Here is a 14987-nt window from a genome sequence, read left to right as displayed (position 1 = left end):
AGAAAAGATGATCAATTCAACGCTCGTATCCGCTGCTGCAGAGTCACCCTTTGCAATTAACGTCAACTGGGATGAGATCTTCGTTACGCATAATAAGAAGCTGTTAAACTTCATCCGGAAACGTATTGCCAGCCATGAAGATGCCGATGACATCCTGCAAATGACCTGTCTTGAAGTGTTATGTAACCGGCATAAGTTCCGTGGCGCATCCCGCCCGGAAACCTGGGTATTTGGTATTGCGGTAAATCTGATTCGTAACTATTACAAAGCGAAACAGATACACTATCTGTTTGATCATCTTAATGATGAAATCACCGCCGATCTGTTGCTGGATAATGACCCCAGCGATCTGACGGAAAACCGGCAATTACTCAGCCATACGCTGGCCTCTCTTGAAATTTTATCGAAAGATGTCAGGGTTATGCTCTCTATCCTGGTTGAGGAAGAGGGCAGCTATCAGGATATTGCGCAGCAGTTAGATATCCCGGTCGGCACTGTCCGATCCCGACTTTCACGGGCACGGGAAACGCTGAAGGGGAGAATTTACGCCTGATCGGGCAAATACGAAAAATGGCAGATTCACTGCTAAAATTATCAGCTCGTTAATATTTAGCGGGTAAAGACTGTCATGCCGCTGGAAATTTATTCTCTGCGGCGTGATAAATCTCCGGAGGGAATAATGCTTTTACAGGGTGTATCTGACCAGGATGACAATCATGAGGCGAATATCACCAGCTTATCAGATATCGCCTTAAACAAAATTCATGATGCAATATATTTGATAGACAGTCAGCTCTGTATCAAATATGTCAACGACAAGGCCTGCCAGTTGACAGGCTATTCGCGCGAAACATTTTCGCAAATCAGCTTTGACGTCATTGATAAAGAGCTGCGCGACAATGATGTTTTTGCCCTGTGGTGGAAACTCAGTACCCGCCCGGAAGGCATACAATTCACATCACATCACACCGGTCGCCATCATGTTTTTCCCGTTGAGGTCAGTTGCAGCGGATATGAACAGGAGGGTGAATTACATATCTTATGCATTGTGCGCGACATGGATGAAATCCGTCGGCAAAAAGAGCAGCAGCAACTGCGGGAAAAACAGCTTCATCAGGTCGTGGAAAATTCTCCTGACCTCATTTTACGTTTTGATTTGCAGACCCGCAGCCTCTACGCCAACCTGGCGGTTCGCAACGGCTTTAACCTTAGCGAAACCGACATCACCCGGCTGCCGCTGACCGAAAGCGTGCAGCGCGGGGGGATCGGCCTGAGCCTGTTTAAGCTGGTCTCACGCACCATGGTGGATGAAAAAGTGGCTGAAGATGAGCTGGTGGTCAGGCGTAAGGGAGAGAAACGCATCCTGCATGTGCGCTGCGTACCGGAATATGATTTGCAAGGCGAACTGATGAGTGTGCTGGCGGTCGGGCGCGATATTACCGCTATCCGCCAGACCGAAGAGGAGTTAAGGCTGCTGACGCATAATCTGGAGCGGGCGCGGGAAGCGGAAAAGAAACAGCTGGCGCGTGATATTCATGACGAGCTGGGCCAGCAGCTGACCGCGCTGCGCACGGGGTTATCGCTGCTGGCGATGCGTAAAGATCTCTCTGTCGATGCGCAGGAGGCGAAAATTCAGGCGCTGATGGCGCATCTGGACAGCACTATCCAGGTGGTGCGTGATGTCTCGACCCGCCTGCGCCCCAATGTACTCAATCTGGGCCTGGTTCCTGCGCTGGAGTGGCTGCGGGATCAGTTCATAAAAAACAATGGCATTCGTTGCATTCTGCTGGCACCTGACGAACACACCGTGGTGCTGGATGAGGTGACGCTGACAGCGGCATTCCGCGTGGTTCAGGAATCTCTCACCAATATCGTCCGTCATGCCCAGGCCAGCAACGTCTATATCTTCGTTAAACTGACGCCGGATGCGCTGCTGATTGAAGTGGTCGATAACGGGAAAGGCTTTCATCTGCACCGTGTGAAGAAGGGAACGTGCGGGCTGCACGGGATCGAGGAGCGTGGACGCATGTTGAATGGAGAAGCGACCATCACCAGCACACCCGGTAAAGGCACCCGGGTTAAACTGAAGTTTCCTCTCTCCGGAAGTGTTAAATCAGCCCATCCTGTCCGAAAACCGGGAGTATTAACCGATGAGTAAATGCATACGTCTGATGATTGCCGACGATCATGCCATTATGCGCGAGGGCCTGAAGCAGATTTTTGCGCTGGATGACAACATCGAAGTGGCAGCCGAAGCCTCAGATAGCGGCCAGGTGCTGGAACGCCTGCGCCAGCACGAGGTCGATCTGCTGCTGCTGGATATTTCGATGCCGGGCATGAGCGGAGAAGATCTGATCACGCGCCTGATGCCCCTCTATCCTCAGCTGCGTATTCTGGTACTGAGCATGTACAACGAGCCACAGATTACCCGGCGGGTGTTAAACAATGGCGCACTGGGCTATATCACGAAAGACAAGTCGCCGGATGTTTTACTGAAAGCGATCCGCACCGTGGCGCAGGGATCACGCTATATCGATCACGATCTGGCGCAGGAGATTATCTTTTCCGACTACCAGAGTAATAATCGTGCACCTCATGAGAGTCTGACGATGCGCGAGCGGCAGATTATGATCATGCTGGCCCACGGGGAGTCGATCAATGCGATCGCCGATGCGCTCTCCATCAGTAATAAAACCGTCAGCACCTACAAGTCACGCATGATGAAGCGGATGAAATTTACCAATAACGCCCACATCGTGAAATATTCCCTGCGCCATAACCTGGTGCAGTAAGGTCGTCAGCCACCGCCTGATGCGTTTCGGGCGGTGGCTGTCTGTCAAAGCGTGTCTGCTGCGTCTGGATCACCATGGTGCGCGCTGCACCGGCATTAGGCGTCTCACGCCTGCCATCCGCCTCTCTACCGCCTGTATGCGCCGCTTTTAACAGTTGGCGCATTAATTGCTTCCTTATCGTTACCGCATCCTGCCGGGCAGGAACAGGCACCGTAGCCTGGTAAGCGGCCTGTGGCGAGCAGCCACTCCACAACATCGATTTCAGGCGAAGAAGCCCTGCCAGCAATGCTGCCGGCGGGGCTTTTTTTTGGAGCAAATCTATGAGTAAGTTAAAAGCATGGTTTCAGGGGCCGCAGGATATTACCGAAGCAGAGGCCGTTGAGGATTACGCGGTGGGCCGTGTGCCGGCGCACTATCGCTGGCCGATTCCGGCCATTATTCTGGTGCTGCTGGGCAACTCTACCGCGATGTTCTGGTTCAGCCTCGGGGCAGACATGAGCTACCAGGTCGGCTGGCCAATGCTGCTGCTGCCGATCGGTTATATGGTGGTGTTCGCCACCCTGATTGGCTCATGCATTATGAAGATGGCGAGTAAAGAGGGGCTCTCACTCAATCTGATGACGCGCGGCCTGGGGTTTGGCTATATGGGCTCCGCCTTCACCTCGCTGATTTACGCCGTCAACTTCATCTTCTATTTCCTGTTTGAAGGCACCATTGTGTCTCACGCCATCGCCAACTATGCGGGCGTGCCGGTCAACTCCCTGACCGGCATCGCTATCTTTGCGCTGATGGGGCTGGCCGCCATCTGGTTTGTCTGGAAAGGCATGTCATCCATGCAGTTCCTGCAAACCTGGGGCGTTCCCATTTTCATTGTGCTGTTCGGCTTCTGTATCTGGCAGTTAACGCACCACTATCCGGCGGTCAGCTTCAGCGGCTGGCAGCCGAAAGGAGAGGCGGACAGTAACGCCCTGTGGCTGGTGATGAATATGGCCAACGGGCAGATTGTTTTTCAGGGACTGATGGCCACTGACTACGGTCGTTTTGCCCGTCCGGGGATCACGCATAAAGGCACCGCAACGATCATGCTGGGGATGCTGATCCCAATTGTTGTCGTCATGCTGTTTGGAGCCTTTATGGCCTACACCCTGATGCCGCATATTCAGGGCGAGGATGTCTGGTCGCTGGCGCTCGATCCGGGCTTCGTCTTCCCGCTGATTATGGGGCTGACCGGCGTGTTATTTGCGGTGATCACCCAGATCCGTATAAACGTCCTGAATCTCTACTCAGGTTCGATTGCCCTGTCGAACACCATGGATATGGCGTTTAACTATCGCCCGGGACGCCAGTGGTGGATGCTGCTGGTCTGGTTGCTCGGCGTGCTGTTCTATATCTGCAATATCCTGCAGTATACCGGCACGTTCCTCTCCATTACCGGCATTCTCACCAACACCTGGGTCTTTATTATCCTTGCGGATTACTTTATCTGCCGCAAAGTGCTGCACCTTGCGCCTTCCGATTTCGTGGAGTATCGCAAAGCGTATCTGCGGATGTGGAATCCGTCCGGCGTCATTGCGTTGTGCGTCGCGGTGGCAACAGGCGCGGCAGGCGTGCTGGGCCTCTATCCGATGGTGTACGCCTCATTTATTGCCATGCTGGTTGGCCCTGTGCTGCATGTCGCTATCAGCGTGGCGACCCGCGGCAGCTACTACTTCAAAACCTTTCCGGAAGATATGCAAACCAGCTGGAAACCCTCTGATGCTTACCAGGGGCCAAAACCGGTGTTTAAACCCTTACTGAGCAAGGAGGCCGAATAATGCGCATCAACGTTGCAACCATTCAGTTTGAACCCACGCAGTTCAGAAAAGAGGAAAACGTCGCCCGACTGCTGGCATTAGCCACTCAGGCGGCACGTGACGGCGCACGCTTAATCGTGATGCCGGAAATGGCCACTACCGGCTACTGCTGGCAGGATCGTGCGGAGGTCGCCCCCTACACAGAAACGGCAGACGGCCCCACCAGCCAGGCATTCGCTGCGATTGCGCGTGAGTTTAACTGCTTTCTGGTCTTTGGCATGCCGGAGCGGGACAGGGTAACCGACCTCTACTATAACAGCGCCATTCTGGTCGGCCCGCAGGGCGTGATGGGCGTCCACCGTAAAACGCATCCCTATATTTCGGAACCGAAATGGGCGGCTAACGGTGATGGCGGGCATCAGGTCTTTCAGACTGAGATCGGCAATATTGCGCTGCTGGTCTGTATGGATATTCACTTTATTGAAACTGCCCGGCTGGCCGCACTTGGGGGCGCACAGATTATCTGCCACATCAGTAACTGGCTGGCTGAACGCACTCCTGCGCCTTACTGGCTCACGCGCGCCTGGGAGAACGGCTGTGCGCTGATTGAAAGTAACCGCTGGGGATGGGAGCGGGGCGTGCAGTTCAGCGGCGGAAGTTGCATTGTGGATAGCCAGGGAAATGTGCTGGCCAGCTGCGACAGCGGCGATCAGGTACTCAGCGCTGAGTTACCCCTTCCGCAGGAGAATCCACAGCTTAACAAGCGCCGGCCTGAGCTCTATCAGCGGCTGATGACCAACACTTTCCTCTGGAACCCCGCGGACTTTTTTGGCTTATATGGGTGTGACCCCCTGCCTGAGGGCAAAGCGTCCCGTATTGCGGTGGCGCAGTTTCGCCCGCAAGACGAGGTAAATGCCAATCTGGCACAGATCCGGCACTGGGCCGGACAGGCGAAATCAGAGGGCGCGGAACTGCTGATCCTGCCGGAGCGCGCGCTGACCGGGGGTGACGGCAACCATTGCGCGCTGTCGCGGGAGGATGCGCCTGTACAGGCGCTGGTCGCACTGGCGATGGAGCTGGATATCGCGCTGCTTGCAGGGTTCGCCGAGCGGGAAGGGGAGCAGTGCTACAACAGCGCGCTGCTGGCGAGCAGTGAGGGAGTCAACGCGTACTATCGCCAGATTCACCTCAGCGACCAGGATCGGCACTGGGCCTGCGCAGGGGATCAGTGGGTGACGTGCGATCTGCCGTGCGGGCGTGTCGGTATTCTGCTGGGTGAAGATCTGCTGGTGCCGGAAGCGGCCCGCATTCTGGCGCTGGAAGGCTGCGACATCATCGCCTGCCCGGCGCAGCTTCATTCACCTCTGCCCATGGCGCACGCGGGCACGGCGATACCGCATGTCTGGCCGATCCCGCGCGGCGCCGATCCTTACCACTGGCTGCTGCCACGCGTTCGGGCGGGAGAGAATAATGTCTGGCTGGCTTTTGCCAACTGGCCCGCCGCGGCAGGCGAAAGCTTTGGCCTGAGCGGAATATACGGGCCGGATACCTTTGCCTTTCCACGCAGGGAAGCGAAAGCGACCGGTGCGAAGGAGCTGGCGCTGCTGGATATCTCCACGGGATCAGCCGGCGATCCTTACCCCGATCATGTGGTAAGGCGTAAAGACCTGGTGCTGATGCGTCAGCCGCATTTCTACACTGCGCTGATTGCTTCATCACCGAAATGAGCCACAGACGCGGCCTGCGGGCCGCGCTGATTCAGGAGCTATTATGACTGCCACTCAGCCGCTGCCTAAACCCGTTATTCCGGTCGGTATTCTCTATTCAGTGTCAGGCGATTATGCGGTGATCGGGCGCGAGATGCTCAACGGCATCCTGCTGGCGATTGAGGAGATAAACGCCAATCCCGCCCATCCGTTTACCCTGGCGCCCGTGATCCGCGATCCGCAGGGGTCACTGGATCTCTATTACGACTATTGCCACGACTTACTCTATCGCCACGGGGTACGTCATGTGATTGGCTGCTACACGTCTGCGGCGCGGAAGACCATTCTGCCGCTGATCGAAGGTGCCAACGCGCTGCTGTGGCATTCCGCACGCTATGAAGGGTTTGAGAGCAGCAATAGCGTGATTTACCTGGGGGCCAGTCCCAACCAGCATATCCTGCCGATGCTCAGCTGGCTGTTACAGCAGCAGGCAGCGGAGATCTATCACATTGGTTCTAACTATGTCTGGTCATGGGAGATGGATCGCCTGACTCGTGAAGCCGTCATCCCCGCGGGCGGCAGCGTATTGCAGAGTAAATTACTGCCGATGGGGGACGAAAACGTGGAGGCATTAATCGCGGATATTATCGCCTGCCGCCCGAAAGTCCTCCTGAATACCATGGTCGGTAAAAGCGCCTACAGTTTCTATCGTGCCTGGCACCAGGCCTGCCAGCAGCAGCCGTGGCTAAACGAGGTGCTGAAGCTCAGCCTGACGCTGTGTGAACCGGAAGTGCAGTTAATTGGTGCAGAGGCATTAGAGGGATATCTGGTTTCTGCCAGCTGGTTTCAGTCGATTGACAGCGCCGCCAACCACCGTTTTCTGAGCAGCTATCATCAGCGCTTTGGTGAGCAGGTTTCCCCGTCAGTGGACAGCGAGAGTGCCTGGCTCGCCGGACATTTGCTGGCGAGAGCCATTGCGCGCCACGGCAATGCAGATGTGGACGGTGTGCGTAATGCGGTATTGCAGGATGAGATGGATTCGCCCGCCGGACGGATCCGCCTCGACGCCGACAATAATCACTGCTGGCTGACGCCGCATCTGGCGCGATGCCACAACGGCAGGCTGGAGAGTTTCTGGCAGGCGGAAGCTGCGGTGAAACCCGATCCCTGGCTGGCCAGGGTGGATCTCGCAAGCCTCATGCCACGCGGAGGTGACGAATGAGCCGAAAAAACGTACAGATGCGCGGATTAAAAGTGTGTGTGATCGGCTGTTCCGACCGTGATAACCACCATCTGGCGCAGCAGTTCAGCCGCATAGGCATTGAGGGGCTGTTCTGTACGGTGTTTCCGGATGAGAACCAGCTGGCTGACCAGCAGTTACTGGTGTTCGACGGGGATAACTCCACCCTGTTTCACCCCACGAACCCGCTCCCCTGGCCCGCGCTGCCAAAGGTAGCGCTTACCGCCATTGAAACGCCCTCGCGCTTGCAGTGGATTGCTGAACAGAAGATCGACAGCTATATGCGTAAACCGGTGCGCTTTGATGGTGTGATGACCGCTTTTACCCTGGCGCTCAACCATGCCGCCCACATCAGCCAGCTCGACGCACAGCTCCGGCGGCAGGAGGAGCGACTTCAGGCGCGTAAGTTTCTGTTCTCCGCACAGCTGCGGGTGATGAACGCGCTGGGGCTGGATGAGGATGATGCCTACAGCCTGCTGCGCCGCGCCTCAATGGCGCAACACATGACCATTGAAAATCTCAGCTGTGCGCTGTTGAATGACACGGAGGCCTGGCTCAGCCGGCTGAAATCACTGCTGGTAGAATAGGGGGCTTTTTTTGTGGGGTGGGGGACAGGGGGGTGGAGGCATTTCGGGCTGCGTTGTTACGGGAGAGAGCAGGAGGGTGTGCAATGAAAAATCCACGCGGTTGCGTGGATTTAAGGAGTCTGTCAGATTTCATGGGCTTGATAAAGCTCCATGAAAAAAACAGCTTTTAATCAAACGCTGAACGGTGACTCTCACTTCATTCTATTGATTTTTATAATTTTTTAATATTGTATTTTATGTGTGCTCATTATGGAGTTGGCTTAATTCCGGAAGAGAATTTCACAGGTCTGACTCCAATTATCGGCACCATTCAAGCCCCTCTCATAATCTGCTCAGGTTCACTCAAACCCTCTTGTAGACTGCATCTTCCAGCTCTCGACTGTATTCTGACGTCTACTAATACGCCTCAAAATTACATGCATACAGGGTTACAGTGGAAGATATATGCTGTTCGGTCTTATGGAGATAACCAATCAGAGACATAAGGAACAGGAGGAAAAGCGTGCTCAAAAAGTTAACATCACCAGCGTATGAATTTGATACACAAACTTGCTGGGTGGTTTGTTCAGGTCACCGGAGCATGAAATGCCTTTTGCACGGTTCGCGGTAGGTGAGATCATTTCCCGTTAGCAGAGTCAGTTCTGACAGCAAATAGATAGGGATAATTGCCGCCAGTTCTGCATTCATGTAACAGCTAGTCGTATGTTTAAGCAGAACTAATTCAACTTCATTCTGATGAGAATGACCCACAAGCATTCACATGCCTTCAAAAATTCTGTTTGAAAATCATGCTTACGCATTAATTATTTTCATCTAGAACAATAAATTAATTTTGACTGCATTATGGCTTGAAGCATTGCGATTTAGACGTATTATTTTGAGATTAATCCACTTGCCCAATCTTCATTGCCGCTTGTTAGTGTGCGTGAGGAATGATTTTAAGGTTATATCTCATGGAGTTATTGATATTTTTGGCGGCGATTTTTGTCATTTACTTGTTGTATTTTAGGAAGAAAAAAAGAAAGTCTCCAAAGCCTTATGCTTTAAGCTTCATGAAAGCACCACCAAAAGAATGGCTTACTGACATCAAGAAAAAAGAGGCGGTTGTGCGAAACGATAGTAGTGAAGACGATAACCTTGCAACTTTTACATTGAGCGGTGGCCGGGGTGTTGAAGTTCGGGTGACAACCAATCATTACCGGAACACCTCAAAGTCAGCAGGTGCACCAGCTCGATGGGTCCTTCCTGGTGAAATGATAACTGTAGCTGGTGTAACAATCACTGGTGGTCACATTTACGTGGGACAACGTATGAAGCCCTCCGGTCAGGAATCAGGCGGCTATTATGACGATGGAAGTGAGGCATCCTTAATTGATGACACATGTAAGATAAAACCTACTTCTTATCTTTACGAGGACAGTTCATTAGGATACTGGCCCAGTTTTTCCTCTCTTTCCCCAGAAGCACGCGGTGCGTATGTCAGTTGGCTCGCCAGCGATAGGTCTGATCCATCGTGTCCTATCGGCTATGTTTTTATCTACCTCTACGGTCTGGAAAGAAAAGCGTTCGTAGATTCCACTAACTCAAAATTCCCTGATGCTGAGTTCCGTAATCTGTTCAATGAAGTCGCTCGGTTAAGATCGGTATTCATTGAGAATCGCTCATTCCGTGGATATTCGGCCCAATTACTCGAAGCCATGTCTATTCTGCGCCCGAACATGGGCTTAGCCACAGATCTCGATATTGAATCAGGTTTCAGTAATGGCATGCAATTTAAGCTAGCTCTGGCTAAAACTGTACATGAAGGCGTTCCTGTATCAGCTGAACTGGCGTTGGCTTGGGTGATAAACCATACCGAATATGCGCTGCGTACCCCTGCTCGCCGGTGTGCCAAAGAGTTTGCTGCGCTTTTCAAACGGCGTTACACCCTCAAATATGGTGAAGGGATGGTCGTTAAGGCGAATAAAACACGCCTGCGGTTAGATTACACACCTGCAAGCCCCAGTTTGCGAGGCGTTCGTCTTCCTGTTCCCGACTTACCTGACCCAAGTGCATTGAAGGGCCCGGTTCAGAAAATTATTGCCCTTGCCGACATATGTACAGATGAGCTCGATGCATATAGTCGCTATCTTGGCAGGAAAGGTACGTCAGTCAATGATACGGCTGCAATTATGTTGCTCCCTTCAGAGATCGTTAATGAAAGCGCAGAAAAAATATTAAGCTCATTCAAACGCTGGGCTGATGAGGCGATCCTCGTCAAGGAGGGGTTAGTCTCAGTTGCTGACTTTTGGGCACATATGAATGCCACTTGCCCCAATAAGATCAATAAAAAAGAGGCCGATTTGATGCAGGCCTTTGCTCTGAAGATGGGTTACGGTCTGGCACCTGACCCGTATTATCACCATGTGAAGGCCGATGTTGATGGGACACTTGTTCTATTCCCTGCCGCCGAAGCTGGACGCTTCTCACCTTCTCCTGAATTTATCTCAGCAGTAATGACGCTCAGATTAGGGGCGATGGTCGCCTTGATTGACGATTCTCTTGATCAAGCCGAGCAGAAAGTGCTTGAGAATGCTATCAACAACAATACTGGCTTCACCGATGATGAAAAACGCTCTCTACATGCGTATTTAACGTGGCAACTTCATACCCCAGCCAATATGACAGGAATGAAAAGCAGGATTGAGTTGATGGGGGCCGCGGAAAAAACTGCTGTGGGTAAAGTTATCGTTAGTGTTGCCTGTTCGGATGGGACAATAGCGCCTTCCGAAATCAAACAGCTTGAGAAGATTTATTCAAGTTTGGGGCTGGATCCCTCATCTGTCTCGAGCAATATCCATCAGCATTCCGCAACTGAACATGACCTTGTCTCGTCTGTACCAACTGATCAGCCAGCAGCAGGGTTCACACTGGATGCTAATGTACTTGCCCGCCACGAATCTGCCACGGATGATGTTCGTAAATTGCTGAAGACAATTTTCACCGACGAAGAACCGGAAGAGCCAGAAAGCGCTCCAGTTTCATTAGCGGAGGCGGTGGGCCTTGATTCCGCACATAGTCAGCTTTATCGCAGTTTGCTGGAGAAAGAACAGTGGTCCCGAAAAGAGGCGACAGAATTGTGCGGAAATTTGAATCTGATGCTCGGCGGTGCACTTGAGGTGATCAATGACTGGTCCTATGCGGTGGTTGATGCTCCGGTGCTGGACGATGCCGATGATGATATCTGGGTTGACCTGGAAATTGCCAAAGAATTAGAGGGATAGTGAATGTCTGTAACACGTATAAGAGTGAAAGAACGCGACGCTATTATTCAGTCACTTAAGTCAGGTGTAACGCCAAGGATAGGTATTCAGCATATCCAGGTTGGCCGTGTGAATGAGATCACCGCTCTCCATCAGGATATTGAAAGGATTGCTGACGGTGGTGCAAGCTTCAGACTTATCATCGGTGAATATGGTTCCGGTAAAACATTCTTTCTGAGTGTTGTGCGCTCTATTGCGTTAGAGAAGAAGCTGGTGTCAGTCAGTGCTGACCTTTCTCCTGACAGACGTATTCACTCATCGGGAGGTCAGGCTCGTAACCTCTATTCAGAGCTTATGAAAAACATGTCCACCAGAAACAAGCCGGATGGTAATGCGTTACTTAGCGTTGTTGAAAGGTTCGTTACGGAGGCAAGGAAGGAAGCTGACACGGACGGCTCCGAGGTTTCATCAGTTATTCATAAACGCCTGGCAGCTCTGTCAGATATGGTGGGTGGATATGACTTTGCGAAGGTCATTGATGCATTCTGGCGCGGGCATGAACAGGATAACGAAACGCTAAAATCCAATGCTATTCGCTGGTTGCGGGGAGAGTACACCACCAAAACTGATGCCCGTAACGATCTCGACGTTCGGACTATTATCTCAGACGCATCATTCTATGATTCTTTGAAGCTGATGAGCCTTTTTGTCCGCCAGGCAGGCTATGCCGGTCTTTTGGTCAGCCTCGACGAAATGGTGAACCTCTTTAAGCTGAATAATACGCAAGCAAGAACAGCGAACTACGAACAGATTTTGCGGATCCTGAATGACTGCCTGCAAGGCTCAGCCGAGAACATTGGTTTTATCCTCGGGGGTACGCCAGAGTTTCTTTTCGATCCGCGTAAAGGTCTTTACAGCTATGAGGCGCTCCAGTCGCGTCTGGCGGAAAACCGGTTCGCGCAAAAAGCAGGAGTGATCGACTACTCATCCCCCACTTTGCATCTTGCCAGCCTCACCCCTGAGGAACTGTATATTTTGCTGAGAAATCTCCGTCATGTTTATGCAGGTGGAGATCCAGAGAATTATCTGGTACCAGATGAGGCACTGACTGGATTCCTGCGTCACTGTAGTAAAACCATTGGAGACGCTTACTTCCGTACCCCCCGTAATACCATAAAAGGTTTCCTGGACATGCTTGCCGTGCTGGAACAAAACAGAACGATGAACTGGCAAACACTAATCGAGGGTGTAGCGATTGAAGAGGACCGGCCCAGCGATATGGATGACGCCACTACGGAGGAAAGCGATGACGACGACGGACTGGCGAACTTCAAACTATGAGCAGTGCCTACGATAGCCTCGATCCCCGCGTCCGTAAGTGGGTTTACAAGCAGGGGTGGTCTACATTAAGGCCCTTGCAGGAGAGTTCTATCCCGGCAATTTTAGCCCGTGATCGAGACGTGCTAATCAGTGCAGGTACAGCAGCGGGTAAAACAGAGGCTTTCTTTCTTCCTGCCTGTTCGGCAGTTGCAGATCTCACGAATGGATTTGGCATCGTCTATATCAGTCCGTTGAAGGCATTGATTAACGATCAATACCGTCGTCTTGAGAGCCTTGGAGATGCATTGGAAATGCCAGTGACTCCCTGGCACGGGGACGTACCACAAAGCAAAAAGAAGAAGGCTCGGACAAACCCTGCTGGCATTTTACTGATTACACCTGAGTCACTTGAGTCTTTGCTCATAAATTCAATGGGCTGGCTCAAACAGGCTTTTTCTTCAGTCGCATACATCGTTATTGATGAGTTTCATGCTTTTATTGGCTCAGAGCGTGGTGTACAGCTGCTTTCTCTGCTCAATAGAATTGACCATGTGCTAGATCGCCAGGTAAATCCAATTCCCCGCGTTGCGTTGAGTGCCACGCTGGGAGAACTGGAGAAAGTGCCCGAAATGTTGCGCCCTGACAAACGACTCCCCTGCGTAACTGTTACAGATAGTAATAGCACGGCCACTCTTCAGGTACAGGTCAAAGGGTACCTGGAACGAGTGCTCCAAAAAGAGGAAGAACTTCAGAGTTCAGCTGAACATGAGGTTTGCGCTGACATTTTTAGACTTTGCCGTGGCGATTCTCATTTGGTCTTTGCAAACAGCCGAAAGCGCACTGAAAGCATTGCGGCAACGCTGAGCGACATGTGTGAGGAACAAATTGTTCCGAATGAATTTTTCCCGCACCATGGTTCCCTTGCCAGGGAATTACGTGAGGCGCTTGAATCTCGTCTTCAGAAAGGAAATTTGCCCACAACAGCTGTTTGTACAATGACGCTCGAGTTGGGCATTGATATCGGTAAGGTTAAGTCAGTTATCCAAGTTACGCCTCCGCATTCTGTTTCCAGTCTGCGTCAGCGTATGGGACGTTCTGGGCGACGCGATTCCCCATCAGTGCTAAGAATGCTAATTACAGAAAATGAGCTCACTGTGACTAGCAGTATCGTTGACCACCTACGGCTGCAGTTGGTCCAGTCGATGGCAATGATCAGATTGATGATCTCTGAACAATGGTTTGAACCTGCCGATTCCCGGCAGATGCATTACTCTACGCTGCTACACCAGATTCTTGCAATTACCGCACAATGGGGTGGAGTTCGTGCCGACCAGCTCTGGTCACAACTATGCCAGACAGGGCCGTTCAGAAATGTAGATTTAAACGATTTCAAAAGCCTGCTTAAACATATGGGAGCATGTGGCCTACTCACTCAACTTGCTAGCGGCGAAATGGTTGTTGGGGCAGAGGGGGAGATACTGACTAACCATTACACTTTTTATGCCGTGTTCAATACACCAGAAGAGTTCCGCATTGTCACCGGAAACAGAACCCTTGGAACAGTGCCTGTGGACTCCCCACTGCTACCAGACCAACACATCATCTTCGGTGGGCGGCGCTGGAAAGTGACAGAGATCGAGACAGAGAAAAAAGTTATCTATGTAGAGGCGACCAAAGGCGGCCAGCCACCACAATTTAGTGGGGGAGGAATGTCTGTTCATGACACCGTTCGTCAGGAAATGCTTGCTATCTATAGGGAGGGTGATTACCGCATAGCAATAGGTAGCAAGAAAGTAGATTATGCCGATACGGCCGCCAGAAACCTATTTGCGGAAGGCTGTAGTAACTTTCAGCGCTATAACCTAAAAAATGAGTATTTTATTACGAGTGGGCAACACTGTTACGTAATTCCCTGGATGGGGGATAAAGTTGTCAATACGGTCACAGCCTTGCTCGTACGTTGTGGTTTTAAAGCTAATTCATTTGCTGGAGTTATAGAAATTGATGGCTCAAGTGTCGCTTATGTTCAACAGGCACTTAAAGGTATGCTGCTGTCAGGCTTGCCTTCAGCGTTTGATCTTGCTGTAAATGTTCCAGAAAAGTACTTAGATAAATATGACGAATATTTACCAGAGTCTCTGCTTGCGAAAGGATTTGGGGAAAAAGCGTATGATATTGAAGGCACTCGTATTTGGTTGAGTCTGCACCTTTAGTAAACTGGCTATGTAATAGGGGGTGCAGTTCCTGGTAGATTGAGGTGACATGCTCCCCGTTGATTAATCGCCTTTGGCTAAAATAATCTACTCT

At 51.7% G+C, this 14987-nt stretch carries 10 protein-coding genes; all 10 read left to right on the top strand.

What is annotated here, in order from left to right:
* Positions 1-7: 7 nt before the first annotated feature.
* The gene (locus F3I47_RS02770; RefSeq protein WP_058956610.1) at positions 8-553 is read left to right on the top strand and encodes an RNA polymerase sigma factor; all 546 of its coding nucleotides are present in this window, start codon (positions 8-10) and stop codon (positions 551-553) included.
* Positions 554-778: 225 nt separating this feature from the next.
* Positions 779-2158: a PAS domain S-box protein gene (locus tag F3I47_RS02765; protein ID WP_255470362.1), complete on the top strand. Its 1380-nt coding sequence runs from the start codon at positions 779-781 to the stop codon at positions 2156-2158.
* Positions 2151-2792 carry a response regulator transcription factor gene (locus F3I47_RS02760; RefSeq protein WP_058956608.1) on the top strand — a complete coding sequence of 214 codons (642 nt, stop codon included), beginning with the start codon at positions 2151-2153 and terminating at the stop codon, positions 2790-2792. The genes F3I47_RS02765 and F3I47_RS02760 overlap by 8 nt, the downstream gene beginning before the upstream one ends.
* Before the next feature lie 320 nt (positions 2793-3112).
* The gene (locus F3I47_RS02755; protein WP_009090700.1) at positions 3113-4606 is read left to right on the top strand and encodes a cytosine permease; all 1494 of its coding nucleotides are present in this window, start codon (positions 3113-3115) and stop codon (positions 4604-4606) included.
* Complete coding sequence (locus F3I47_RS02750) at positions 4606-6312, top strand: nitrilase-related carbon-nitrogen hydrolase (RefSeq protein WP_150030025.1); 1707 nt, start codon at positions 4606-4608, stop codon at positions 6310-6312. Before F3I47_RS02755 ends, F3I47_RS02750 begins: the two co-directional genes overlap by 1 nt.
* A gap of 43 nt (positions 6313-6355) precedes the next feature.
* Entirely contained in the window at positions 6356-7513 is a 1158-nt protein-coding gene (locus F3I47_RS02745; protein ID WP_140925117.1) for a transporter substrate-binding domain-containing protein, read from the top strand.
* On the top strand, positions 7510-8118 hold the full coding sequence (locus F3I47_RS02740) for an ANTAR domain-containing response regulator (RefSeq protein WP_150030024.1): 609 nt from the start codon (positions 7510-7512) through the stop codon (positions 8116-8118). Before F3I47_RS02745 ends, F3I47_RS02740 begins: the two co-directional genes overlap by 4 nt.
* Positions 8119-9071: 953 nt before the next feature.
* A complete protein-coding gene (locus tag F3I47_RS02735) occupies positions 9072-11381 on the top strand; it encodes a TerB N-terminal domain-containing protein (protein WP_150030023.1) in 2310 nt (769 codons plus the stop codon).
* Positions 11382-11384: 3 nt separating this feature from the next.
* A complete protein-coding gene (locus F3I47_RS02730) occupies positions 11385-12701 on the top strand; it encodes an ATP-binding protein (RefSeq protein WP_058956603.1) in 1317 nt (438 codons plus the stop codon).
* The gene (locus F3I47_RS02725) at positions 12698-14893 is read left to right on the top strand and encodes a DEAD/DEAH box helicase (RefSeq protein ID WP_150030022.1); all 2196 of its coding nucleotides are present in this window, start codon (positions 12698-12700) and stop codon (positions 14891-14893) included. Before F3I47_RS02730 ends, F3I47_RS02725 begins: the two co-directional genes overlap by 4 nt.
* Positions 14894-14987: the final 94 nt, after the last annotated feature.

Origin of the sequence: Pantoea sp. M_10 (assembly GCF_008631515.1) — a bacterium.
In the GTDB taxonomy this organism is placed as follows: Bacteria; Pseudomonadota; Gammaproteobacteria; order Enterobacterales; family Enterobacteriaceae; genus Pantoea; species Pantoea anthophila.
The sequence above is the reverse complement of the archived record's forward strand: the minus strand, read 5'-3'. Positions and strand labels throughout refer to the sequence as shown.